This is a genomic window from Paenibacillus sp. FSL L8-0638 (assembly GCF_038593075.1).
GTDB classification, from domain to species: Bacteria; Bacillota; Bacilli; order Paenibacillales; family Paenibacillaceae; genus Paenibacillus; species Paenibacillus polymyxa_D.
Genome location: NZ_CP151960.1, coordinates 1,566,303 through 1,590,581 on the forward strand (window position 1 = coordinate 1,566,303; position 24,279 = coordinate 1,590,581).

The 24,279-nt window shown below is 48.3% G+C and carries 21 protein-coding genes and 1 pseudogene; 19 read left to right on the top strand and 3 right to left on the bottom strand.

Annotated elements, in window-relative coordinates; genetic code table 11:
* The first annotated feature begins 2 nt into the window (after window positions 1–2).
* From MKY35_RS07005 to MKY35_RS07035, 7 genes are all read left to right on the top strand, one after another.
* On the top strand, window positions 3–1,655 hold the full coding sequence (locus MKY35_RS07005; protein WP_342446620.1) for a (2,3-dihydroxybenzoyl)adenylate synthase: 1,653 nt from the start codon (window positions 3–5) through the stop codon (window positions 1,653–1,655).
* Window positions 1,656–1,704: 49 nt separating this feature from the next.
* Window positions 1,705–2,754: an isochorismatase family protein gene (locus MKY35_RS07010; protein ID WP_342446621.1), complete on the top strand. Its 1,050-nt coding sequence runs from the start codon at window positions 1,705–1,707 to the stop codon at window positions 2,752–2,754.
* Between the two features lie 14 nt (window positions 2,755–2,768).
* Entirely contained in the window at window positions 2,769–10,241 is a 7,473-nt protein-coding gene (locus tag MKY35_RS07015; protein WP_342445973.1) for an amino acid adenylation domain-containing protein, read from the top strand.
* Window positions 10,238–10,456, top strand: coding sequence for an MbtH family protein (locus MKY35_RS07020; RefSeq protein ID WP_307348818.1), 219 nt, complete (start codon window positions 10,238–10,240; stop codon window positions 10,454–10,456). Before MKY35_RS07015 ends, MKY35_RS07020 begins: the two co-directional genes overlap by 4 nt.
* A 299-nt stretch (window positions 10,457–10,755) precedes the next feature.
* Window positions 10,756–11,817 carry an SPFH domain-containing protein gene (locus tag MKY35_RS07025; RefSeq protein WP_342445974.1) on the top strand — a complete coding sequence of 354 codons (1,062 nt, stop codon included), beginning with the start codon at window positions 10,756–10,758 and terminating at the stop codon, window positions 11,815–11,817.
* Entirely contained in the window at window positions 11,814–12,815 is a 1,002-nt protein-coding gene (locus MKY35_RS07030) for a sugar kinase (protein WP_342445975.1), read from the top strand. Before MKY35_RS07025 ends, MKY35_RS07030 begins: the two co-directional genes overlap by 4 nt.
* Window positions 12,816–12,892: 77 nt before the next feature.
* Entirely contained in the window at window positions 12,893–13,072 is a 180-nt protein-coding gene (locus MKY35_RS07035; protein ID WP_013309345.1) for a hypothetical protein, read from the top strand.
* Window positions 13,073–13,148: 76 nt separating this feature from the next.
* Here MKY35_RS07035 and MKY35_RS07040 read toward each other — a convergent pair whose 3' ends face one another.
* Window positions 13,149–14,162: a LuxR C-terminal-related transcriptional regulator gene (locus tag MKY35_RS07040; protein ID WP_342445976.1), complete on the bottom strand. Its 1,014-nt coding sequence runs from the start codon at window positions 14,160–14,162 to the stop codon at window positions 13,149–13,151.
* Window positions 14,163–14,334: 172 nt separating this feature from the next.
* On the opposite strand from MKY35_RS07040, the gene MKY35_RS07045 reads away from it, so the two are divergent.
* The 12 genes and pseudogenes from MKY35_RS07045 (at window position 14,335) to MKY35_RS07100 (ending at window position 22,978) form a co-directional block, all read left to right on the top strand.
* The gene (locus MKY35_RS07045; RefSeq protein WP_342445977.1) at window positions 14,335–15,102 is read left to right on the top strand and encodes a methyltransferase; all 768 of its coding nucleotides are present in this window, start codon (window positions 14,335–14,337) and stop codon (window positions 15,100–15,102) included.
* Window positions 15,089–16,180, top strand: a complete 1,092-nt coding sequence (locus tag MKY35_RS07050) for a saccharopine dehydrogenase NADP-binding domain-containing protein (RefSeq protein ID WP_342445978.1) — start codon at window positions 15,089–15,091, stop codon at window positions 16,178–16,180. Before MKY35_RS07045 ends, MKY35_RS07050 begins: the two co-directional genes overlap by 14 nt.
* A 145-nt stretch (window positions 16,181–16,325) precedes the next feature.
* Complete coding sequence (locus MKY35_RS07055; RefSeq protein WP_342445979.1) at window positions 16,326–16,556, top strand: hypothetical protein; 231 nt, start codon at window positions 16,326–16,328, stop codon at window positions 16,554–16,556.
* Between the two features lie 14 nt (window positions 16,557–16,570).
* Window positions 16,571–17,128 carry an SMI1/KNR4 family protein gene (locus MKY35_RS07060; protein ID WP_342445980.1) on the top strand — a complete coding sequence of 186 codons (558 nt, stop codon included), beginning with the start codon at window positions 16,571–16,573 and terminating at the stop codon, window positions 17,126–17,128.
* 250 nt (window positions 17,129–17,378) lie between these two features.
* On the top strand, window positions 17,379–18,092 hold the full coding sequence (locus MKY35_RS07065; RefSeq protein WP_342445981.1) for an HAD family hydrolase: 714 nt from the start codon (window positions 17,379–17,381) through the stop codon (window positions 18,090–18,092).
* A pseudogene (locus MKY35_RS07070) lies at window positions 18,089–18,486 on the top strand (hypothetical protein). The gene MKY35_RS07065 and the pseudogene MKY35_RS07070 overlap by 4 nt, the downstream one beginning before the upstream one ends.
* A gap of 62 nt (window positions 18,487–18,548) precedes the next feature.
* Window positions 18,549–18,707, top strand: a complete 159-nt coding sequence (locus MKY35_RS07075; protein ID WP_209949598.1) for a hypothetical protein — start codon at window positions 18,549–18,551, stop codon at window positions 18,705–18,707.
* Between the two features lies 1 nt (window position 18,708).
* Window positions 18,709–19,191, top strand: a complete 483-nt coding sequence (locus MKY35_RS07080; protein ID WP_342445982.1) for a DUF2809 domain-containing protein — start codon at window positions 18,709–18,711, stop codon at window positions 19,189–19,191.
* 60 nt (window positions 19,192–19,251) lie between these two features.
* Window positions 19,252–20,463 carry an SGNH/GDSL hydrolase family protein gene (locus MKY35_RS07085; protein WP_029516446.1) on the top strand — a complete coding sequence of 404 codons (1,212 nt, stop codon included), beginning with the start codon at window positions 19,252–19,254 and terminating at the stop codon, window positions 20,461–20,463.
* Window positions 20,464–20,578: 115 nt separating this feature from the next.
* Window positions 20,579–21,523 carry a class I SAM-dependent methyltransferase gene (locus MKY35_RS07090; RefSeq protein WP_342445983.1) on the top strand — a complete coding sequence of 315 codons (945 nt, stop codon included), beginning with the start codon at window positions 20,579–20,581 and terminating at the stop codon, window positions 21,521–21,523.
* A gap of 306 nt (window positions 21,524–21,829) precedes the next feature.
* Window positions 21,830–22,387: a hypothetical protein gene (locus MKY35_RS07095; protein ID WP_340954859.1), complete on the top strand. Its 558-nt coding sequence runs from the start codon at window positions 21,830–21,832 to the stop codon at window positions 22,385–22,387.
* Between the two features lie 30 nt (window positions 22,388–22,417).
* A complete protein-coding gene (locus MKY35_RS07100; protein ID WP_342445984.1) occupies window positions 22,418–22,978 on the top strand; it encodes a GNAT family N-acetyltransferase in 561 nt (186 codons plus the stop codon).
* 1 nt (window position 22,979) lies between these two features.
* On the opposite strand, the gene MKY35_RS07105 is transcribed toward MKY35_RS07100, so the two are convergent.
* Together MKY35_RS07105 and MKY35_RS07110 are read right to left on the bottom strand one after the other, a co-directional pair.
* Entirely contained in the window at window positions 22,980–23,321 is a 342-nt protein-coding gene (locus MKY35_RS07105) for a GIY-YIG nuclease family protein (protein ID WP_342445985.1), read from the bottom strand.
* A gap of 156 nt (window positions 23,322–23,477) precedes the next feature.
* Entirely contained in the window at window positions 23,478–24,236 is a 759-nt protein-coding gene (locus MKY35_RS07110) for a DUF2087 domain-containing protein (protein ID WP_342445986.1), read from the bottom strand.
* Window positions 24,237–24,279 lie beyond the last annotated feature (43 nt).

The window sequence follows — 24,279 nt, forward strand, 5'->3', positions numbered from 1 at the left end:
TGATGTTGCCCGGATGCCCTACATGGCCGCAGGAATTTGCCGAGCGTTACCGGAAGGCAGGCTACTGGGAGGGAGTGACCTTTGGAGAAATGTTGAGGGAGCGTGCAGTATCGCAAGGTGACCGGACGGCAGTGACGGACGGCCAAACAAGTACAAGCTACCGTGAATTGGACGAAAAAGTAGATCGTCTGGCAGCCGGATTTTACCAATTGGGAATTAGATCGACGGATCGGGTCATCGTTCAGTTGCCAAATGTCACGGAGTTTTTTGATGTATGCTTTGCGCTGTTCAGATTGGGGGCGTTACCCATATTCTCGCTTCCGGCTCATCGAAGTAGCGAGATTGCCTATTTCGGTGAATTTTCCGAGGTGGTCGCTTATATCATTCCAGATGTATATTCGGGCTTTGACTATCGTGGACTAGCCAGAGAGGTACAAGCCAGAGTGGCAACCCTGCGTCATGTCATTGTTGTGGGCAAGCCGCAGGAATTTACGGCTCTATCCGGATTGTATATCCAACCTGATCAGTCGTTACCCCAGGCGCTTGCGGGGGATATTGCCTTTCTCCAGCTTTCCGGTGGGAGTACAGGCTTGCCCAAGCTAATTCCAAGGACACACGATGATTATATTTACAGTCTGCGGGGCAGTGTTGAAATATGCGGTCTGGATGAAGCTAGCGTGTATTTAGCTGCGCTTCCCATGGCTCACAATTACCCGCTCAGTTCTCCGGGTGTCTTCGGAGCCTTATATGCGGGAGCTAAAATTGTACTTGCGCCTACGCCGAGTCCAGATGATGCTTTTCCATTGATTGAACAGGAGCAGGTGACGATTACTGCTTTGGTCCCGCCGCTTGCGCTGGTATGGCTTGATAGTGCTTCGTCGAGAACCTGTGATTTGTCCAGTCTTCAGGTGCTTCAAGTAGGGGGAGCCAAATTCAATGAGGAGGCTGCTCGTCGCATAAAGCCGGAACTTGGGTGTACCCTGCAACAGGTGTTTGGTATGGCGGAGGGGCTGGTCAATTATACCAGACTGGATGATCCGGAGGATATCATTGTAGCAACTCAGGGACGTCCCATTTCAATCGACGATGAAATTAAAATATTGGATGATGAGGACAAAGAAGTGGCACCGGGAGAGGTAGGCCATTTGCTTACACGTGGACCTTACACGATTCGGGGTTATTATAAGGCGGATCAGCATAATGCAAGAGCATTTACGCGGGATGGATTTTATCGTACGGGCGATTTGGTGAGGTTGAGTCCCGATGGCAATGTGATTGTGGAAGGCCGAGCCAAGGATCAAATTAACCGGGGCGGGGAAAAGGTGGCGGCTGAGGAGATTGAAAATCATTTGCTGGCCCATCCCGGTGTGCATGATGCAGCGATTGTAGCCATGCCTGACGAATATTTGGGTGAACGTTCCTGTGCTTTTATTATCCCGTATGAGATGGTACCGACCGTAACGGAGTTGAAGAAATTTCTGCGTGAACGTGGTTTGGCGGCTTACAAAATTCCTGACAGAATTGAGTTTATAACAGAGTTTCCACAGACCAGTGTAGGCAAGGTTAGTAAAAAAGCATTGCGGGAAATGATTACACAGCAGCTAGCATCTGCACCTGAACCGCATGGAGACATAACGATGAGCAAGAACACATAACGCAAGACAGATACTCGTAATGAATCGAAAAATGAAAGGAAGCGATATGATGGCTATTCCTCCAATTTCAGCATATCCGATGCCGAGTGCTTCGGATATGCCCCAAAATAAAGTGGCATGGCGACCTGATCCCAGACGTGCGGTGCTGTTGATTCATGATATGCAGCAATATTTTGTTACCGCTTTTGAGGCTGGGCAATCTCCGGTCAAGGAGTTGATCGCTAACATCCAGTTGTTGAAAAGCCACTGCCAGCAGCTTGGGATACCTGTAATCTATTCGGCGCAGCCGGGAGGTCAGGCTCCGGAGAAAAGGGGGCTACAGCAGGATTTTTGGGGCAAGGGAATGGATGATGGACCTGTTCAAAAGGAGATTGTGAACGAGCTTGCCCCTTCGGATCAGGATATGGTTTTGACGAAATGGAGGTATAGCGCATTTCAAAAAACCAATTTAGACGATATATTGCGGCAATATCATCGCGATCAGATCATGATTACCGGTATTTACGCACATATTGGCTGTCTAATGACCGCGACCGAGGCATTTATGAAGGATATACAGCCTTTTTTTGTAGCTGACGCCTTGGGGGACTTTTCACTGGAATACCACAAAATGGCCCTGACTTACGCTGCTGAGCGTTGCGCGGTTACGATGCTGACTGCCCCCTTGATTGACGAGTTGGAGACTACGAAGGGGTCAGCAACGGAAGGTGCTCAGGTGCAAAGTGTAAATATGGCTACAGCTCAGACAGGCATAGCTGACCAGAAGCCTGGTGAAAGAGAAAGCGAGGCAAAGACTTTAGATTCAGCAATGGCTGAAAAGGAAGTGCCTGCGGCTCCGCAGTTAACTGAACAATTGGTACGTGAGCAGGTCGCAGGACTGCTGCAGGAATCAGCGGAAGGATTGGCTGCCCACGATAATCTGATGGATAGGGGACTGGATTCGATTCGTATGATGAGTCTTGTGGAAAAATGGCGCCGCTACGGGGCAAGGGTGACGTTCGTGGAGTTGGCTGAACGTCCGACACTTGCTGATTGGTGGAAGCTATTGTCTTCGCGAACTAGGCAGTCAATGCCTAATTTAGACTATTTTTCCCTTTAAAGGAGGGTTTGTGTATGCTCAAGCATCAGGCTATTCGTCTTCCTTTGTCGGGAGCGCAAGCGGGCATTTGGTTTGCCCAACAGATGGATTTGCAAAATCCGGCCTATAATACCGGTGAATACGTTGAAATTCACGGGACGGTCGATCCCATTTGCTTTAAGGAAGCACTCCGCCGCACGATGGCAGAGGCTGAATCACTGCATTTGCGGTTCGGAGAGAATGAGGATGGACCCTGGCAGATGATTATGTCTTCGGGGGAATGGACGCTGCACCAAATCGATGTAAGCGCAGCTCCTGATCCTCGTAAAGTTGCTGAAGTCTGGATGAGGGATGATTTGCTGAAGCCGATTGATCTTACCCAAGGGCCACTGTTTACACAGGCATTGTTTCGGGTAGGTCATCATCAATTTTTCTGGTATCAGCGTGTTCATCATATTGCATTGGATGGCTTTGGCTTTTCGCTCATAGCGCAGCGGGTGGCTCAACTGTACACATCTTTGGCGGAAGGACGCTTGGACGAAGAGGGCTGCTTTCCGCGGTTTAGTCAACTATTGGAGGAAGATTCGATCTATCGCGCCTCGGAGAAGTTTGGGCAGGAGCGTGAATTTTGGATCAAACGCTTTGCCGATGGGTTCGAGGTGGCCAGTTTGGGAGACCATGCAACGAGAAACTCCAGGCATGTAGCTTCGAAAGAAGCGATGGCTGGAGGTTTCGTACGCGTTACAGCCCATGTCACCTCTGCGGAGCGTGAACGTCTTCAGATGGCTGCGGAACGTCTCAACGTGAGCTGGCCGGATGTAATTTTGTCGGCAATGGCTATTTATATTCACCGGTTCACAGGTGCACAAGACGTTATACTTGGCTTGCCAATGATGAACCGATTAGGCTCAGCCTCGCTCCGTGTGCCGGGTATGGTGATGAATTTGTTGCCGCTGCGTTTGTCGATTCAGCCAGGAATGAAGGTAGCCACATTGCTCCGTCAATTGGTACAGGAGCTGGGTGAGATACGGCGTCATACAAAATACAGGCATGAGGAGCTACGGCGTGATCTGCGCTTGCTTAGTGAAAACAGGAGATTGTTTGGTCCATTGGTCAATATTATGCCATTTGACTATGAGCTGAATTTTAACGGTTCTCGCGGAATTACACATAACCTGTCGGCAGGCCCGGTTGATGATCTGTCCTTGAATGTCTATGACAGGTCGGACGGATCTGGATTGCGCATAGATTGGGATGCCAACCCTGCTATGTATAGCAAACGGGAAATAGAAGAGCATCAACAGCGTTTCTTGCAGTTGCTTACAAAGGTCGCAGCTTCGGAACCAGAACAGCCGATTGGACAAATCGACCTCCTGCTGCCTGCGGAGCGTCAGCTTATACTGAAGGGCTGGAATCGTTCTTCCAGTCCGATGCCAGTCGCTTCCTTACAGGAAATGCTCCAGCTACAGGCGGAACTTAGACCTGATGCTGTAGCTGTGGAATGTGACAACGACATGGTAATTAGCTATAAGGAGCTGAATAAGCGGGCGAACCGATTAGCCCATTGGCTGATTGCTCATGGGACAGGACCTGAGCAGATCGTTGCCCTGATGCTCCCTCGCTCCGTCAACATGGTTATAGGGATGCTGGCTGTGCTTAAAACGGGCGCGGCTTATGTTCCACTGGACCCTGATTATCCGCACGATCGTGTTGCTTATGTGCTGGAGCATGCGTCTCCGGTCTGCATTTTAACCAATGCCCAGGTAGCGGACCGCATTCCGGCAGACATTTCTGTGCCACGTATGCTTTTGGATGGAGGAAGCGGCCAAGGGGATTCGGCGGCTGTTTTGAACGGACATAATCATGAACTATCAGCCTACCCGGATACGAATCCTACGGATCGTGAACGTGTTCAGCCTTTATCCACGGACCATCCTGCGTATATTATTTATACCTCTGGCTCAACGGGCAAGCCGAAGGGAGTCGTTATTACTTTCAAGAGCCTGACAAATTTTTTGCTTGCCATGCAGGATCAATTCACGTTGTGTGAGCAGGATCGACTGCTGGCAGTTACGACGATATCCTTTGATATCTCCGGACTGGAAATCTATTTACCCTTGTTGAATGGTGCGCAACTGATTATTGCCCGGAAGGAAACCGTTCAGGAGCCGTCTGCTTTGGCCGAGCTGATTAACCGTTCACAGCCTACCCTGATGCAGGCGACGCCTACGCTGTGGCATGTGCTGGCAACGGAACATGCAGAGGCTATTCGGGGTTTGCGGGTGCTGGTTGGAGGCGAGGCTCTTCCAGAGGAATTGCTGCATGCACTCCAGCGTCTGGATTGCCGCATTACGAATCTGTACGGTCCCACCGAAACGACGATTTGGTCTACTGCAGCTTCCATCGAAAAAGGAGACACGGGAACACCGGCTATCGGCAGGCCTATCCGCAATACGCAAGTGTACGTGCTTGACGGTAGTCTTCAGGCAGTTCCGGCAGGGGTCACAGGAGACCTGTACATTGCCGGGGATGGGCTGGCTCGGGGATATTATGGGCGCCCGGATTTGACAGCGGAGCGTTTTGTAGCCAATCCGTTTGGCCATCCGGGGAGCCGCATGTATCGAACTGGAGATTTGGCCCGCTGGAGATTGGACGGATCTCTTGAATACGGGGGGCGTGCGGACCACCAGATTAAAATTCGCGGCTTCCGCGTAGAACTGGGTGAAATTGAAGCCGTTTTGGCGCGGCATTCCGATGTATCCCAGGTTTCTGTGATTGTCCGTGAGGACCGAGAGGGAGATCAGCGGCTGGTTGCCTATATCGTACCGATCGCTGCCGCAGCAACGCCGGTGCTTACCGGAGCTGAGACAGAGACTATTCAGCAGGAGCCGGGTAGGTCATCGGGACAAAGTGAGCAATCCGAACAAAAAGCGCCTGCCGAACCTTTTGGATATCAAAGTATAAGAGGGGACTTGGGCTCATCGCCTCATCGTTTGCATTCACTGGCGTTACGTGAATATGCCGCTGCGAGTCTGCCCGATTATATGGTACCTTCAGCGTTTGTGATGCTGGGGGCCTTGCCGCTCATGCCTAATGGCAAGCTGGACCGTAAGGCATTGCCTGCTCCTGTTATGGATAAGATTCTCCACGTCCGTACTCCCAGAACACCACAGGAAGCCATGTTGTGTGACCTGTTCGCAGAAGTGCTGGCACTACCGATAGTCGGTATTGATGACAGTTTCTTTGATCTGGGTGGTCACTCGCTACTTGGCGCACGCTTGATGGTAAGAATCCGGGAGGTATTCGGGGTAGAACTGAATATAGGCCGCCTGTTTGAAACTCCTACGGTTGCCAGTTTTGCGAAACGACTGGACCAAGGGCAGAGCTTAAGGCCCTCATTGCTTCCGGCCGTACGTCCACAACGAATTCCTCTCTCCTTCGCCCAGAGCCGATTATGGTTCCTGCATCGGATGGAGGGACCAAGCCCTACATATAATATCCCACTCGTTATCCGTATGTCGGGGGATGTAAAAGTGGAGGCACTTCAAGCTGCCTTAGGAGACATCGTGGCCCGCCATGAGACGCTGCGTACGATTTTTCCAGATGTGCAAGGTGTAGCGCAGCAGGTCATTCTGGAAATGCAGCAAGCTTGGCCTGTACTCCGTGTGACGAAAATTTGTGAGGCAGAGCTGCCACACATGCTTGCTGAAGGGTCACGTTACTGCTTTGATCTTGCAGTGGAGCCGGCTTTGCGAACCGAACTGTTCACGCTGTCTGCTGACCAGCATGTGCTGCTTATGACGTTGCACCATATTGTCGGAGATGGCTGGTCGCTGAATGCACTCACACGTGATTTGGCTACAGCCTATGCTGCGCACATCGACCGTAATGCACATGCGGAACAATCCGCACATCCTGAAAGCATGGCACCGGTGTTGCCGATGCTGCCTGTACAATATGCGGATTATGCGCTATGGCAGCAGGATCTGCTTGGCAGGGAGAACGAGGCTGGCAGCCTGATGAACAAGCAGCTTGCTTATTGGCACGACGCATTGAAAGGTCTACCGGATCAAATAGATCTGCCTACAGACTATCCACGCCCTTCCGAGGCCAGCTACCGGGGAGATACCGTAGTATTGCGTATCGCTTCCGAATTGCATGAGCAGTTGCTGCGTTTGGCTCGTGAAAGTCGGGGCAGCCTGTTTATGGTGGTGCAGGCCGGGTTGGCCGCATTGCTAACCCGATTGGGTGCAGGGACGGATATCTCGGTGGGCAGTCCGATAGCGGGACGTAACGCAGAGGGACTGGATCATCTCGTGGGCTTGTTTATCAACACGCTGGTGCTTCGTATCGACACATTGGGCGACCCTACTTTCCGTGAGCTGTTGGAACGGGTCCGTCGTACTTGTCTGGATGCGTATGAACATCAGGATGTACCCTTCGAGCGGCTTGTAGAGATGCTGAACCCTACACGTTCCAGATCGAGACATCCATTGTTTCAAGTTATGCTTGCTTTACAAAACACCCCTGATCCCGAATTGCTGTTGCCCGGTGTGGAAACTCAACTGCAATTGGCTAGCGTGGGTGCAGCGAAATTTGATCTGACGGTGGAGCTGCGCGAGTGTCGGACCGCAGACGGGCGACCTGATGGAATCGAGGGATGGATCGAATACAATACCGATTTATTTAAAAGAGAAACGATAGAAGCTATGAAGGTACGGCTGGAGCGACTATTGGTGGCCGCGGTGGCTAATACAGAACAACCGATAGGGGCCCTGGATATTTTGGGACCAGAGGAACGACACGAAATTCTCGTGAAGTGGAACGGTGACACGAACGCGAGCACTTGTCCTAACCAAGCGTCTACCTCGAGCTTGCCTGCTCTATTCGAACAACAGGCTGCCCGTACCCCGGGAGCTGTTGCAGTTTCATACGAAGGCAACCAGCTAAGTTATGAGGAATTGAACGCGCGTGCCAATCGACTGGCGCATCTGCTGATAGCGCGTGGTGCAGGTCCAGATCGCATTGTGGCGCTGGCGCTTCCTCGGTCACTGGATATGGTTATTGCATTGCTGGCTGTGCTTAAATCGGGAGCCGCCTACTTGCCGCTAGACCCTGATTATCCGGCAGACCGTCTCGCATATATGCTAGAGGATGCTTCACCTGCTCTGATGATTACCAGCATTCATGTGACAATATCCTCAATTCCGGTAACAAGCACGGTATTCCCGGTTGTACTGGAGGATCCTCAGATAAATAAGGAGCTGAAGTCATATCCGGACCGGAACCCGGTGGATGCAGACCGTCTGATACCTTTGTTGCCGCTTCATCCTGCTTATATTATTTATACGTCCGGTTCTACCGGAAAACCAAAGGGAGTAGTTATTCCTCATCAAAATGTCGCGCGTTTGTTTGATTCGACGCAGCCCGGGTTTCATTTTGGTCCATCGGATGTATGGACTCTGTTCCACTCCTATGCGTTTGATTTTTCAGTATGGGAAATTTGGGGACCGCTGCTGCATGGAGGCCGTCTTGTCATTGTGCCGTATACTGTCAGTCGTTCTCCGGAGCAATTCCTGCAATTGCTGGTGAACGAGAGCGTAACGGTGCTCAATCAGACACCTTCGGCATTTTATCAACTGATGCAGGCTGATCTTGAACAGCCTGTCCTTTCACAAAAGCTGGCGTTGCGTTATGTCGTATTTGGTGGTGAGGCTCTGGAACTGGGCCGGCTGCCTGCATGGTATGAGCGTCATGCAGACGATGCTCCTACCTTGGTGAATATGTATGGGATTACGGAGACAACTGTACATGTCAGCTATATTGCGTTAGACCGTGATATGGTGGCTGAAAAAGCAAACAGTCTGATTGGGCGTCCCATCCCTGACCTGCAAGTGTATGTGCTGGATCATCGACTTCAGCCTGTCCCGCCGGGTGTAACGGGTGATTTATATGTTGCCGGTGCTGGATTGGCACAAGGCTATTTGGGAAGACCCGCTTTAACGGCAGAGCGTTTTGTAGCCGATCCGTATGGTTTGCCGGGGAGCCGGATGTATCGGACAGGTGATTTGGCCCGCTGGCGGTCTGACGGCTCGCTGGAGTATGCCGGACGTGCTGACCAGCAGGTCAAAATACGTGGTTTTCGCATGGAGCCGGGAGAAATTGAAGCGGTGCTGGTTCGGCATGATGATGTGGCTCAGGCAGCGGTCATTGTCCGCGAAGATCAGCCGGGGGACAAACGACTCGTCGCCTATATTGTTCCTGTACCTGGCGGTGAACTGCAAGCGTCCAGACTCCGACTGCATGCAGGAGTCAGCTTGCCTGATTATATGATACCGTCAGCTTTTGTCACGGTATCCGATCTCCCGCTTACACCTAATGGCAAGCTGGATCGTAAAGCATTACCTGCTCCCATGCAGATGGCTGCGGGTGGAGGAAGGGGACCGCGAACGCCACAGGAGGAAATCCTGTGTGATTTGTTTGCCGAGACGCTTGGCATGGAGCGAATCGGTATAGATGATGGCTTTTTTGATCTGGGCGGTCATTCATTGCTGGCTGTGAAGCTGATTAGTAGAATCCGCGAGGCATTGGGTATCGAGTTGGGCATTGGCAACCTTTTTGGAACGCCAACAGTGGCTGGCCTAGCCGAGCAGTTGAACGTAGGTGCCAATCAAGGGGCTTTGGACGTTTTGCTGCCTTTGCGGGCAAGCGGATTGCAAGCTCCGTTGTTCTGTGTACACCCGGCAGGCGGATTAAGCTGGTGTTATGCGGGCTTGATCCAGTCCATGGGCAAGGATTATCCGATTTATGGCTTACAGGCTCGCGGGATCGCCCGACAGGAGGAATTGCCGCAGACGCTGGATGATATGGCAGCCGATTATATTCGTCATATTCGCACAATTCAGCCCACAGGACCGTATCATCTGTTGGGGTGGTCTTTGGGAGGGAATGTAGCTCATGCAATAGCGACACAGCTTCAATACGAAGGAGAGATAATTGCGATTCTGACCATGCTGGATTCCTACCCAAGCAACCATTTGCCGCTGCGGGGAGGACCAGATGAGGAGGAAGCGTTAATCGCTCTGTTGGCTCTGGGGGGTTATGACCCGGATAGTCTGAATGATGAGCCTTTGCGGCTTTCCACCGCCCTGCATATCTTACGAAGCGATGGTAGCGCCTTGGCCAGCCTCAGCGAGGAGACGATTTTAAACCTCAAGGATACTTATGTAAATTCTGTGCGTATCTTGGGGGAGTACGTTCCGAGACGGTACAAAGGTAATATATTATTTTTCCGATCTACAATTATCCCAGATTGGTTTGAGCCGATTGCTCCGGAAACCTGGCTTCCCTATATTGATGGACAGCTAGAGCAGCATGAACTGGATTGCCGTCATAAGGATCTGTGCCAGCCGGGACCCTTGGCTCATATTGGAAAACTGATGGCAGCAAAACTATACAGGCTTTCTAAATCAATACATCACAATCGCAAGGAGGAAAACAAACCATGATTAATCCTTTTGAGCAGAATGAAGGTGGTTATTTAGTGCTGATGAATGGAGAAGGACAGTATTCACTCTGGCCTGATTTCCAGCATGTACCGACTGGATGGGAGGTCGTTCACCCGACAGACAGCCGTGAGGCATGTATGGATTATATCAGCACACATTGGACAGATATGAGGCCGGATTCCTTGCATCCCAAGGCCGATGCAGTGCGTCGCTAATCGGGGAGTCATCATATCTTTATACAACTATACAACTGTTGCTCATATATGACTCATGAAATGATGACAAATGTAACGCCTTTTGATGATACCATACAATTTTTCGTGATCTCTAAAGTTTCATAGGAAGGCAGAGAACGAATCAGGCTGTTTTCTCTAACCGAGCATATCGGAGAGAAAGCGGCCTTTTTTATATAAATGTCATATTGATATTATCGGAAACATGTGTTATTTTATTGTTAATAACAAAATGATAATAACAAAATAATATAAACTATAAAGAAAGCGGGGAAGCGACTATGTTTGGATTTAATTTTGTTAAATTTCAGCCCAGTGAATATGTGATGAAGGTGAAAAACGGGAAGGTGGTTCGGGAGGGTGTTGGATTATCCTTTTATTACTACGCCCCGACCACCTCGGTTGTTGTCGTGCCCGTCTCTTCTATTGATGCGCCGTTCATGTTTGAGGACATGACAAATGATTTTCAGGCGGTGACGGTACAGGGGCAACTGACTTATCGAATTGTGGATTATCGGAGAACGACGCAGATTTTAAACTATACGTATGACTTGAAGGAACGACGTTACATTTCGGATGATCCAAGCAAGCTGGCCCAACGGGTGATTAACATTGCCAAGGTGCTTACCAAAAAGTATTTGGAGCGTGTCCCGCTCAAAGAAGCTGTTCAGTCCAGTGAACGTCTGGCCCAAAACATGACAAAGGATATTGCTCAGCATACGGAAATGGAAAAGCTCGGCATTGAGGTTATGGGGCTGTCGATTTTGGCGATTCTACCTAATAAGGAGACGATGAGAGCGCTGGAGGCTCAAGCGAGGGAAGAGATTCTTCGCAACGCGGATCATGCTTTGTATGAGCGTCGTAATGCATCTATTGAGCAAGAGCGGCGTGTGAAGGAAAACGAGCTGAACACTGAGATTGCAGTGGAGACGAAAAAGAAACAAATCCGCGAAACTCAACTCGATGCCGAGCGTTCTGTGAAGCAAAAGCAAAGCGAGATGAAAGAGGAGCAGCTACGATTTGACACGGCCTTGGAGGAGAAAAAACGCGAGCTGATTGAGCTGACCGTCACGAATAAAAAGGCAGAAGCCGATGCCAAGGCCTATGAGCTGACAGCCGTCATGAAATCGTTGCAGGATGTTGAACCGAACGTACTTCAAGCTATGGCTAACATGGATATGAGCCCGGATAAACTAATTGCGATTGCATTCCAGGAGCTTGCAGAAAATGCAGGAAAAATCGGTCAGCTAAATATTACGCCGGATCTGCTGCAAGGTCTCATGTCAGATACGGGAGCAAGCGGATCAGGAGGATCGAGAGGATCTGGAGGAAGAACACGATGAGCGGCCGAATGACAGAGCAGAAGATCATTTTGGTGAAGCGTAAAACGCGACTGGAGGAACTGATTGTCCGATACAATACGGTGCAGCAGGCTCGTTTCTTTATGGAACGGCTGGGTGCGGATTTCAGTGATTATGTGCTGGAGGACGAAAATTACCGCAGGGCGGTGGCAACGGCAACGTCGGAGTTAACGGCCTTGGGTCGTGTTCAGGTTGTGGAACGGGAGCATGTGCCGAACTTTATTTTTGGTGAGCAGGATACAGTGGTGGTGCTGGGTCAGGATGGGCTGGTAGCCAACACATTAAAATATTTGACCGAGCAGCCGCTTATCGGTGTGAATCCAGATCCATTGCGCTGGGACGGGGTATTGCTGCCGTTTACCGTATCCGACCTGCGATGGGTAGTGCCGGATGTATTCATGCACAGACGGCCAATTAAGGAAGTTACGCTGGCTAAGGCCCAATTAAATGATGGCCAATCCTTGTATGCTGTAAATGATTTGTTCATTGGACGCAAAACTCATGTCTCCGCGAGATATGAGCTAAGGCTGGAGGATCAGGTAGAGCAGCAATCCTCCAGCGGGATTATCGTTTCAACCGGATTGGGAGCGACGGGCTGGCTGACCAGTGTGCTGGCTGGAGCGGCCGGAATTGTCGGCAGTGCTACACGGCATCCAATCTCGCTGACTCCAAGCCAATTGATGCCCGGTACAGCCTTCAGTCAGGAAGGGACAGCAGACGGAATGAGTCATGATCATCGTGCAACCTGGAGTTCGCCATCGCTTTATTTTACGGTGAGAGAACCATTCCCCAGTCGAACGACTGCTGCGGATCTCGTGTTTGGTCAGGTAGCAGCCGAAAAACCGTTACGGATTGCATCGCAGATGCCGGAAAACGGAGTTATTTTCAGTGATGGAGTAGAAAGTGACTTTCTGGAGTTTAATGCTGGCATTGAGGCGACCATTGGACCGGCGGAGAAAAAAGGGCATCTGGTCGTGTAGAGGTTTGTACAGGACAGCAATGGGTAATTATGAGTAAGGTACAACCATCAGATGAAATTAAAAAAGGAGGAATCAACATGAGCGACCACACTCAAGACGAAGCGAAAATCCGCAACAAGAAGGACGAGGACGGAGATTCCTTGATGGAGAAAACGAAGCTGGAAAATGGCGTGGATATCGAGCCTGAGGCTGATGAATGGATTGCGAAGCCCTCACCAGTGTCATACGATGATACGAACTCCTCTTCGAAGAAATAAGGCTCTGGCATTCCAATAGAGCAGTGATGCAAAGACAGATGCTCCCTAATCGGGTCATCTGTCTTTTTTACATAGGTTAATTGAATCTGGAATATACCTTCCATACTAGCTCACGACGGCTGCTTACATCTGTTTTCAAGAAAATCGCTTTCAGGTGATCCTGCACCGTGTAGGCAGTAATATGAAGTGCGCTGGCCAGCTCCTTGGTCGAAAAGCCCTGAACAATGAGTTGGACAATTTGTCTCTCTCGTTTGGACCATGAGTACACCTCAGCCATAAGCGGTAGCATGTCAGTTGCTTTAGCAGCCTCAAAACATACGGCTAGCTGCTTCTGTCCCGTATGCTTCTGTCCGCCTTGCAGAAGGGTGGCTCTGATGGTTACCCATGGGGTTCCTGCGTCTGTGGAAGGGATACATAGTCGTGCTGGTGCAGTGGCAGTGGATAGCGCTCGCAAGCATACCACCCGGACGGGAGCCGGAAGACCGTCTTCATGGATTCCCTCCTGCTGCCGAAGCAGCTTTAGCCAATGCATTGCTACTGTATTGGACGAGATCGGTTCTAGCTTATCGGAAAGCATTAGAACTCCTGGCTCAAGTTCATTTTCCGTGATCATGACAGGGGCTGAAGATAAACCGACACTGGCCTGACGCAGATGGTAGGCTATGGACGGCGCTAACGTTTCAAGCAGTTGTTGCTCTTCCACGCTGAATACAGGCTTTCCGTGATGACGGAACAACGTAAGAAATCCCCAACAGCTCCCTTTGTACATAAACGGAACACGTAGCTCGTCCCCGAATCCGGCGGGTTGCAAAACATCTCTATATCGTGTGCTCCGATCCGGTTGGCCTTGTGTAGACCCATGTAGCGTCGCTACAGACTGTCCTTCTCGCACCAACTGATCATATTTCATCATATCGTCGTGCAGGTATTCGTATTCTAGTAGTTTGTTATGAATGTCCTCCACACCCGACTCTGTAAATGCCCCTGTGGAAAGCAGCGTACGCGGATCTACTGAGGTACAGCACGCCGCATCGAAAGTAACCTGAGTACGCAAGCGGTCGATTAGGGTGTGCTTGTAGTGTGCGTTCATTATTTACTCCTATCGAGAAAGCTGGAGATTCTCAAGTACGATTATTAAATCCCACATTTATGGGATGGTGGATATTCGTATTGTCTTTATAATTGAGAATGATTCTTAATTAAATCTACAATAAACGAATGGTCTGAGAAGATCAAGGCTAAATGTTTGGAGGAAAGCACATATGAGACATACCCCTATTGGAAATACGGACTCAAATCAACCTATGAGCTGGAATCATCCGAATGTGCACAAGTACGCGGATACGATTGCTTTAAAAATACCTGGATATGCTCATTTGTACGAGATGACAGATGGTTTGATAACCACACAGCTTGAGGCACAAGCTCATATTCAAAATATAGAGCCGAAGGTGCTAATTGTCGGAGCTGGAGGTGGTCAGGAATTGATTACGCTCGGAGGGCGCCATGAAGCATGGTCCTTTACGGCAGTTGATCCCTCTGAGCACATGCTGGATTTGGCACATAAGCGTGTGACACATGCGGGCATCAGTTCAAAAATATCGTTTGTTGCAGGTACGTTGGAAGAGTCATCCAGAGGACCGATCTATGACGCTGCAACCTGCCTGCTGGTGCTTCATTTTCTTCAGAACTTGGAAAGTAAACAGGCATTGCTACGTCAGATATCCGCTCGACTCAAGCCGGGTGCGCCTTTTTGTCTAGCTTCTATTAATGGGAATCCGCAGGAGCCTTCTTTTTCCATCCAAATGCAGGCATGGAAAGGTCATATGCTAAGTCAAGGCATTTCGCTGGAGGATTGGGAACGATTCTCTGCTTCCATCGGTCGTGAGTCAAACCCGGTGTCCAATGCGGCAATACAGGAACTGTTGATAAATGCGGGTTTTACCCACGTCACCCAGTATTATGGCGCTTTTTTAGTGAATGCATGGTTTGCGGTTAAAGAGGGAGAGATGGCTTATGACAAAGGCTAAAGCTAACATCATCATCATTGGCGGGTATGGCCATGTTGGAAAAATGGTATGCACGGAGTTAAGTGAAATGTTTCCCGGCAAGGTATTTGCCGCAGGTCGTAGCCTGGAGCGGGCCACTGAATTTAGCCAACAATCGCATGGTAAGATACGGCCTTTGCAGCTTAATATTCATGAGCCGATGGACCCGTCGATATTAGAGCAAGCCAAATTGGTGATCATGTGTCTGGATCAGGACAATACGGCCTTGGTACGTGCTTGTCTTCGACATGGGGTGCATTACATGGACATTACCGCGAATGCGGATTTTTTGAGTCAGGTGGAGCAGTGTCATCAGGAGGCCCGAGATTATCAGGCCACCGCCCTGTTAAGTGTAGGATTAGCTCCGGGACTGACCAATCTGTTGGCACTGCAAGCGACACAGCTCATGGATCAGACGGATGAGTTGAATATATCTTTGATGCTGGGCTTGGGGGATCGACACGGTCAGGCTGCCATTGAGTGGACAGTAGATCAGATTCATGCCGATTTGGAGGTTATAGAACAGGGACGTCCTGTGACTCGAAAAAGCTTTACCGATGGCAAAGTAGCAGACTTTGGTGCAGGAGTAGGTCGTCATCGGGCGTATCGATTCCCTTTTTCGGATCAGCAGACACTTCCACGTACGCTCAAAGTTCCTACGGTTAGCACACGCCTTTGCTTCGATTCACGCCTGACCACCCGGCTACTGGCAGGACTTCGAACGATAGGAGTATCAGGTCTACTCCGACAGCAAACCGTGCGTGATGCGGTGGTTCGCAGCTTTGGCAAGGTACATATAGGAGGGAATGCTGTAGCGGTGAAGGTAGATGCTCGAGGAATTCTCAATGGCAAGGAAACGAAGGTCGAATGCCGGCTAAGGGGTCACCATCAGTCTGAATTAACCGCTAAGGCATCCGTCTTTGCAGCGCTCGCCCTGTACCGTTCAGAACTTCCATATGGTGTATTTCACATGGAGCAGGTTTTTTCGTGGAATCGCATGCGGGTTTGGTTGGGACAGCAAGTATCCGTAGATATTCAGGTGAACGGACAGCAAGCATAGCAGTCATACATATTAATGAAGGACTCTCATATAATCCAAGCTTATTCAGCAATGTATTGCGGATAGGTCTTGGATTTCTTTTCCTATTGAACTACACTAGAAAGAAGTACATATTTTTGGAAAAGACCTAAGGGGATGATATGAAATGTGGACTCCCTATGAAACCAGCAGACAGCATACGCACGATTTTACAATAAAATATCGATTCTACACGCCGGAAGAAGGAGGCAGGAAACAACTGCCTATTCAGGGGTACCGCTGCGATTTTGCCTATGGGAGCGATGAAATCACGACGACGGGAATTTATGCCATACATCCTGAGTTTGAAGATAAAGATGGTCAATTGATCATGGATACCGAGCGCGCTAGCTGCTGAGGAGTCGATAAGAGATGGATATCGCTTATATCATAGATTTATTACGTAAACACGATGTGACCCTAGCTCCAGGCTTATCCACGCAGGAGATTACCGACGTCGAAGGCAGGTATGATATTCACTTCCCGCCCGATTTGAGGGAGCTTCTGATGAGTGTTCTTCCCATCGGTAAAAGCTTTATCCCTTGGAGAGATACGTCACCACAGCGGATGGGTGTAATCAAGCAAAGGTTGAATTGGCCGCTGGAAGGTATGATTTTTGATGTAGAGCAGCATGTATTCTGGCCTCCCGAATGGGGCGAAAAACCGACAGATTCGGCGGAAGCTGTTGATATATGTAAACGTGAGTTTTTACGTGTGCCCAAGCTAATCCCAATCAACGGACATCGATATATCCCAGAGCAGCCATCTGAAGAAGGGAATCCGGTATTTTCCGTATATCAAACGGATATTATCGTGTATGGGGAATGTTTGCAGGAGTATTTCAAGCTGGAATTTGGGGAGAAGCCTTATGAACAAATTGATTTTAATGCCGTAAAAAAAGTGCGTTTTTGGAGCAACTTGTGTGAGTGAGTGTCAGGAAGATGAATAAGTCGAAACGAAGGAAGGGGAGCATGATGTGAAGGTGGAGCAGGATTTGGAAGAAATCAAAGAAAGGTTGACCCAGATCGAGACCAAACTAGAACAAAAGTCGACCTCCAAGAGAATCTTGAAGTACATGATCATTATTTTCTTGTCTATTTTTTTTCTTTTACTTCTAATAGGAATTATTCAGTTTGTTTCAGCCTAATCGATACAAGAGGATGAAGGAAGGGAGCTATTTATGTCCATAGAAGCAATCATTTTTGATCTGGATAATACTCTTATTCATCGTAAACAGGCGTTTGCGGCATATACAGAGCGCTTTATAGAACGATTTATAGTGGCAGAAGAACCGGCGATCCGCGCGGCTGTCGTTGAACAGATACGATTGGCGGATCGGGACGGATACCGGGATAAGAAGGAACTGTATACCGAGCTGCATACAGACTTGGAACTGAAAAATCCCGATACGTCAGTACAAGAGATGCTGGGCTTTTGGTATAGTGAATTTCATAAGTTTACGGTGTTGATGGACGGGGCCAAGGAAGTATTGTCCGAACTGCGGTCGCGTGGCTTGAAGCTCGGTATTATTACCAACGGCTCACTCCGCACGCAGCAAGCGAAAATCGACCGAGTTATGCTGAGGGATTATGTGGATTCTATTATCGTATCGGGTGGCGTCAACATCCAGAAGCCTCATCCTCGAATTTTCGAGTTGGCTCTGAATGAGCTGGACATTGTCGATCCCGGCCATGCCTGCTATGTAGGCGATCACCCGACAAATGATATTCGTGGTGCACAAAGTGCAGGATTGCATACCATCTGGCTGGAAGGCTTTATGACGTGGCAGGAAACGGGCATTGTACCGGACTATCAGATTGGGAGTTTGCGTGAAATCACAGGTTGGCTGGATCGTCGTAGTTATTCAACGAATAAGGAGGAGGGTGCATCATGAGAATGGAGCAGCAACCGAATCCCATTCTCTTATCGTTCCCGGACCAATTCCAGACGGAGCGATTGACCATACGCGCTCCGCAGTGGGGGGATGGAGCGGCAGTCAATGAGGCGATGCGAGAGAGTGCGAATGAACTGCGGCCTTGGCTTCCGTTTGCAAGAAATCTTCCGACGGTAGAGGAATCTGAAATCCGTTCGCGTCAAGCCAGGCTTAAATTTCTGGATCGCTCTGATATGATGTTGTATATATTTGATACGGCTTCGGGAGAATTTGTAGCCAGCAGCGGTCTGCAGGTTTTACACTGGAGGGGATTTTAAGAAACGTCGAGTATGATGAAAAGGGAAGCATGGCACACCAAATGGTTTTTGCCAAGGTGCGTGGTATTGAATTTTAGTATCCTCACATGAACAGTTTGGAAGTTGCTGATATGTTTGTACGATATTACGGAGGCTCATTATGATTAATTATATTATGAAAAATACAGACAAGTTGGTGTGCATACAATATGACATCAGCAAAAGGTTCTGCAATCTTGCAAACGCTATCCAAGAGAGGGTGCTTAAAAATTTCCCGCAGCTTGGCGAAGATGTCCCAGCATTAGGACAGGTGATTTAGCATGAGGAGCGTTCGTAAGAGCGTCAGCAGGAAGGCCATTCGGGAAATAAAGGCGAAATTCCGCTGGAAGGCCCGTGCTGCGTACCTAGTTGCTGTGCTGGTCACGATCTTGTTGGGTTTGGGAAGCCGGGTTTTCTCCTCCCAGTTGCCTGAATTCGTTGCTAATCACTTTGGGGATGCCTTGTGGGCGTGCATGATTTATTTTGGGCTGAGAATGTTGGGGGTGAATCGTCAATTGTCCGTAGCCCTGTGGTTCAGCTTGCTGTTTTGCTTCGCCATTGAGTTCAGCCAGATGTACCAGGCTCCCTGGATTAACCACATTCGGGCAACGACTTTGGGCGGCTTGGTGCTTGGGAAAGGATTCCTGACCGCGGATCTGATCAGGTACACGGTTGGCATTGTGGTATCCTGGGCGCTGGACCAAGGCTGTCAAAAGCTGGTGGGGATCAATACATGTATAGACGATGACAAACCACTCAAATAATCTGAAAAGCGAGGGTTGCGCTTGAAACAAAAGGGAAAGCGTCTCAGGTTGTTCAGTAAGATGATTGGATTATGCGCAGGGTTCAGCTTGTTGTTTGCAACCATACTTATCCCAGGGCAGGCATTAGCCGAAAAACAGCTTGTGGCACCTCTTCGTTTTGATTTTGGCCCCGGCAAGGTAGCTGACGGCTACACCCAAGTCACTGCCAATGATGTTTACACGCCTGAGCGAGGCTATGGATTTACCGATCTTTCCAAAGTGAATGAAGAAGATCGTGGTGGAAGTGATGCTATACGCTCAGATTTTGTTCGTGTTCAAGGATCATCCTTTGTTGTCAATTTACCACCTGCGGATTACACGCTTTCCCTGATTGCCGGAGATACTGCCGGAAACACAGACATTACGGTTAAAGCCGAGTCCATCGTCAAGGTAGAACCTACTGCCAAAACAGCAGGACAATTTGTCGAGGCTGGATTTGAACTTGCACTCATCGACGGTCAGCTCGAATTGTATTTCTCAGGTAATGAAGCGAAGATTAACGCTTTGGTTATTACCCCAAAGGATGCTCGAACGGCTGGAGAACATCCTTCGGTATACCTTGCGGGAGATTCTACGGTTCAAACCTATAAATCCGCGATGAAGCCTCAGGCGGGCTGGGGGCAAATGATTGCTCCGTTCTTCACAGATGAGCCTATTTTTGTGAACCGTTCTATTGGTGGACGAAGTACGAAAACCTTTCTGGTACAAGGGCGGTTAGATGATATTTTACGCAATATCCGTCCAGGAGATTATCTGCTCATTCAGTTTGGGCATAATGATGCCGCGATCAACAACCAAGAGCGTTATGTTTCACCCGCGGATTACAAAGTTTACTTAAAAACCTACATCCAAGGAGCCATCCAACGCGGTGCAACACCTGTGCTAATTACTCCTGTTGGCCGCCGGGATTATGATGCGGCAAGTGCCTCGTTTCGGATTAGTTTCCCGGAATATGTGCAGGCCATGAAGGAAACAGCATCGGAGACAAATGTTGCACTGGTCGATCTTAGCCGCTTGAGTGTAGCGTACTATGATACACTTGGACTGGAAGGAACACTCCCGTTATTTTTGCATGTGGAGCCAGGGGTGTATCCTGCATTTCCTGATGGAGTGAAGGATGATACTCATTTTCAGGAATATGGTGCGGAGCAAATAGCTCGGCTGGTAGCTCAGGGAATACGTGAGCTGAATATTCCTTTATCCTCTTATGTACAGGTGGAAGATTCGCAATAAAACATTATTTCCATAGCCATGGTATACTTAGAAAATAAGCTGGCCCTACCCAAAGATAACATTGTTTAGGCTTGGGTAGGGCTTTAATGTTCTGGATCTTAAGGAGGAAGCGAGAATGACAGTCGCTCAACTTCATAAACTTATTAACGGTCAACTCCTGTACAATCAGCATCGGAGTTTATTTTATATGCGCGAGGGTTCTGTTCTGTTAGGACCTTCAACGGAAATGACGTACTGGCTGACGCAGAGAAGCTCAGAACTGATGCTCATGCTTCAAGGCTTGAAGCGCCAGCATATGTATAACGCTTTTGTGACGGATGTAGCGGCTAAAATACTGTCCCAGTTTGTAAATACCAATCAATATCTACATTTTCACACAGCTCATGTGAGGGAGCTTACGGAGCTGTATGATCGACTTTTCACCCGGATTGAGAACCTGTTCCAGAAGAAATTTATAGATAGAGCAACCTTGGACTTACTGCTTCAGCAGCATTACGGGCATTTGAGAGATTTTTTAACTCGTACCAACGGACGTGAAATGTTTGCTAAGTATGCAGAGTGTGAGTATACCTTTTGGATACCTTGTGAGGAATATACGCCGGAGTTGCAAGCCAATCTGCTAGGATTGGACATTGCTCGTTTGCAAGGGCCTGTTCTAGATGTTGGTTGCGGATCTGAGGCACGGTTGGTTACTTATTTACGTGCCTGTGGAATTGAGGCTTACGGAACAGATCGGTTGGCTGAAACAGAAGGTTGGGTCACTCAAGGAGATTGGTTAGAGACCACCTTTGGGGAACGCACATGGGGAACGATCGTTTCACATATGGCATTCTCCAATCATTTTATACATCATCATCTGAAGGCAGATGGTAATATTCATGAGTACGCTCGCAAATATATGGAATTGCTTAGAGCCATTCGGCCAGGAGGGAGTTTTATTTACAGTCCGTGCCTTCCATTTATGGAAGGGCTTTTGGATGCCCGACTGGGTTATCAGGTAGAGTATATCCAGTCATCTGAAGGTTACAGGGCCACGAAAATAACGCGTATACATTCATAAGCGCTAGTAGTAGTCCATTCATTTGTCAGATTCCTTCTTGGAATGGTATTATAAGGATAGATATTACTCTATTTGGGATTCAGTTGATGATAGAAATTCTCATGACGCTAATTTGACACCATAGAGGATGATCATTAGCAGCATGGCTGCACTGAATAATAATGATTAGCCTACGGATAACTGAATTTTAGGGAAGATTAAACCATATTTTCCTAAAAGCCGATATATGGGAATGAGGCGAGAACATACTGTTATTATACCCGCCCGAAAATGGATGTATATAATTGGGTTAGGAGAGTAGAAGAAGTGTCAGATCTGTATACGAAAAAAGAAGTAGAAGATTATGTAACCAACGTGGTTTTCGAACGACCTTTAGGTGTAAGCATTTCAGCCATTTTATTGATCTTTAATGGAGCACTTCTGTTAGTGACCCAGCTATTGACGCTTAATGCATTAAATGAGGCTTCTACGTTAGTAGGCATTTGTAGGGGCATGTTTCAAGGATTTATCGCGTTACTTGGTTTGGCAGGGACGACTGCCGGTATCGGCATGTTATTTGGTAAGAAGTGGGCTTGGTGGCTGGCAGTATTTTATTTTACATATGAGACCATGCGTTATACGTGTGCAATTCTGTTTATTCCAGATGTCCCTCCAACGTTGGGCGGTGTACAGTTAAACCCTGCTTTATACTACGTAAAATATGGTATGCGTATTATCTGGAATTTGTTGTTTACGTTGTTCATGTGTCGTAGTAAAGTAACAGGTTTTTTTCAAACAAGTGGAATCAGCAAGTGGAGAGCATGTATTGCATTATTCTTCATCAATGGAGTGATAGTTGGGATTGGCTGGTGGCTGATAAGATAAGGTTCTTCGATGTGAAGGAGGAGATGGATAATGTCAATGGAAACGTTTCCTATTTTAGAAACTGATCGGCTTCGTTTAAGACAGCTTACAGTAGGGGATGCGGAGGATGTATTCGGTTATTTCTCCAAGGATGAGGTCACACAATATTATGACTTGGAAAGCTTTACAGAGGTAGAGCAAGCCGAAAAATTTATTCGTTCGATGCTAACCAGATATGAGAAGCAAGAGGGCTTTCGTTGGGGGATTACATTAAAAGAAGCTCCTGAGCGGATCGTGGGTACAATTGGATTTCATAACTGGCAGAAGGAGCACTCCCGTATTGAAATCGGCTATGAGCTGGCACCGGAATATTGGCGGCAGGGTTTGATGACAGAGGCGATGAAGGTGGTAGTGGATTATGGCTTTCATTTGCCGCAGGTTCACCGTATAGAAGCCTTCATTGATCCAGATAACGAAGGCTCCAAACGGCTGCTACTCAAAAGTGGCTTTGCTAAAGAGGGTCACCTGAGAGACTATTTTTATGAAAAAGGTCAATTTGTCGACGCTGTTATTTTTGGATACCTTCGGGAAGAGCATCCCGTGGATTGTTAATTTACAAATACCCTTTGTCCCCGAAAGGCTGGAGTCGATCAAGCCAGGTCTGCTCCAGCTTTGCTAGTGCATCCTTGACATCAAAGAACGCGGATTCCTTTTTCTTCAAAACGTCCAGCACTTCAAATTCAAACGAATCTTCGCCGTACTCATTCCATTCCTGTTGTAGTTGTTTATTCTTAAATCCACCCATATTTAGCTCAAAACGCCGTCCATTCAGCGACTTTAAATTCGGCGTGGAAGAGACGAAAATTTTCCCATTACGTGTATTGCGAATGCAATAGATTCCTGCTTCCGTTTTAATCTCCATATACTGCTGCACCAGTTCTTTTCTTCGATTCATTGTCGAATCCTCCTATTTGAGCATTTTGCATAAATCCCAAGAGCGTTTTCAAATCAGCAATGTATAGATCGAAACGCTTTTAGTTCGTCTATATATTGTACCTACGAGCCTTGGGAATCGATTTATGCAAAATGCTTATTTCATAAGCGCCTAGCTTCAAGATTCCTTCAACCAATATTCACTGCCATCCGGCTTGCGATCCAACAGACTGTATTCAATCATATATCTTCGCACCGTGACATAATCGTCATACACTTCCTGTAAAATCGCATTGATATCCTTCTCATGATATATTTGTCCCTTCACAAAACGGCTCGCAATTTCACGCAGCACAATCAGCTTGTGCTTTTCTTGCATTTTAAAGGTCTTAAGGCGTCCGTCTGTACCATTCGGAAAATACTTCGTGAGCACCTTTTGCCGCTCGTTTTCCGTAATGTTGTAGCGTTCGTCCACCATCCGTGCTTGTACTGGTACTTCTACAATGGCAGGAGCGTGCCGATCTTTCTCCTTTAACAGCTCCATTAATGTGAGAAAAACCTTGGCCTGCCGTTCTTTTTCTTTGAGACCAAAGCGATGATTACGTATGGTAGATGCGCTACCGATTCCGGTTTCCTTTTGAATGTCCGCATCGCCCATGCCTTGATAAAATAACTGAAGCAACCGATTCTGATGATCCGTCAGTCCAGTCAGCTTTTTGTCCAGACCGATCAAATAGTCAAAGACCGAACCGTACGTCCGCTCAATATGAAGTCGCATGTACCTCTCCGCGTCATAAAATACCCCTTGATCCTGATATATGATGCCTTGCTCATATCGCTGTCCGTCCAGCAAGCAAATGACCTGCTCTCCTTGGCGAATATATCCACGCTTCAGTTCTTCGATACCAGCATTCCAGAATAGTTCGGAATGATCCATTTTAGCAAACACCTCAATTAAATGATGATTATATTATAGACAA

What these genes read in the sequence shown, in the direction of transcription:
- MKY35_RS07005 (WP_342446620.1), top strand. Translation starts at nt 3, where the DNA reads ATGTTGCCCGGATGCCCTACATGGCCGCAGGAATTTGCCGAGCGTTAC.
- MKY35_RS07010 (WP_342446621.1), top strand. Translation starts at nt 1,705, where the DNA reads ATGGCTATTCCTCCAATTTCAGCATATCCGATGCCGAGTGCTTCGGAT.
- MKY35_RS07015 (WP_342445973.1), top strand. Translation starts at nt 2,769, where the DNA reads ATGCTCAAGCATCAGGCTATTCGTCTTCCTTTGTCGGGAGCGCAAGCG.
- MKY35_RS07020 (WP_307348818.1), top strand. Translation starts at nt 10,238, where the DNA reads ATGATTAATCCTTTTGAGCAGAATGAAGGTGGTTATTTAGTGCTGATG.
- MKY35_RS07025 (WP_342445974.1), top strand. Translation starts at nt 10,756, where the DNA reads ATGTTTGGATTTAATTTTGTTAAATTTCAGCCCAGTGAATATGTGATG.
- MKY35_RS07030 (WP_342445975.1), top strand. Translation starts at nt 11,814, where the DNA reads ATGAGCGGCCGAATGACAGAGCAGAAGATCATTTTGGTGAAGCGTAAA.
- MKY35_RS07035 (WP_013309345.1), top strand. Translation starts at nt 12,893, where the DNA reads ATGAGCGACCACACTCAAGACGAAGCGAAAATCCGCAACAAGAAGGAC.
- MKY35_RS07040 (WP_342445976.1), bottom strand. Translation starts at nt 14,162, where the DNA reads ATGAACGCACACTACAAGCACACCCTAATCGACCGCTTGCGTACTCAG.
- MKY35_RS07045 (WP_342445977.1), top strand. Translation starts at nt 14,335, where the DNA reads ATGAGACATACCCCTATTGGAAATACGGACTCAAATCAACCTATGAGC.
- MKY35_RS07050 (WP_342445978.1), top strand. Translation starts at nt 15,089, where the DNA reads ATGACAAAGGCTAAAGCTAACATCATCATCATTGGCGGGTATGGCCAT.
- MKY35_RS07055 (WP_342445979.1), top strand. Translation starts at nt 16,326, where the DNA reads ATGTGGACTCCCTATGAAACCAGCAGACAGCATACGCACGATTTTACA.
- MKY35_RS07060 (WP_342445980.1), top strand. Translation starts at nt 16,571, where the DNA reads ATGGATATCGCTTATATCATAGATTTATTACGTAAACACGATGTGACC.
- MKY35_RS07065 (WP_342445981.1), top strand. Translation starts at nt 17,379, where the DNA reads ATGTCCATAGAAGCAATCATTTTTGATCTGGATAATACTCTTATTCAT.
- MKY35_RS07075 (WP_209949598.1), top strand. Translation starts at nt 18,549, where the DNA reads ATGATTAATTATATTATGAAAAATACAGACAAGTTGGTGTGCATACAA.
- MKY35_RS07080 (WP_342445982.1), top strand. Translation starts at nt 18,709, where the DNA reads ATGAGGAGCGTTCGTAAGAGCGTCAGCAGGAAGGCCATTCGGGAAATA.
- MKY35_RS07085 (WP_029516446.1), top strand. Translation starts at nt 19,252, where the DNA reads ATGATTGGATTATGCGCAGGGTTCAGCTTGTTGTTTGCAACCATACTT.
- MKY35_RS07090 (WP_342445983.1), top strand. Translation starts at nt 20,579, where the DNA reads ATGACAGTCGCTCAACTTCATAAACTTATTAACGGTCAACTCCTGTAC.
- MKY35_RS07100 (WP_342445984.1), top strand. Translation starts at nt 22,418, where the DNA reads ATGTCAATGGAAACGTTTCCTATTTTAGAAACTGATCGGCTTCGTTTA.
- MKY35_RS07105 (WP_342445985.1), bottom strand. Translation starts at nt 23,321, where the DNA reads ATGAATCGAAGAAAAGAACTGGTGCAGCAGTATATGGAGATTAAAACG.
- MKY35_RS07110 (WP_342445986.1), bottom strand. Translation starts at nt 24,236, where the DNA reads ATGGATCATTCCGAACTATTCTGGAATGCTGGTATCGAAGAACTGAAG.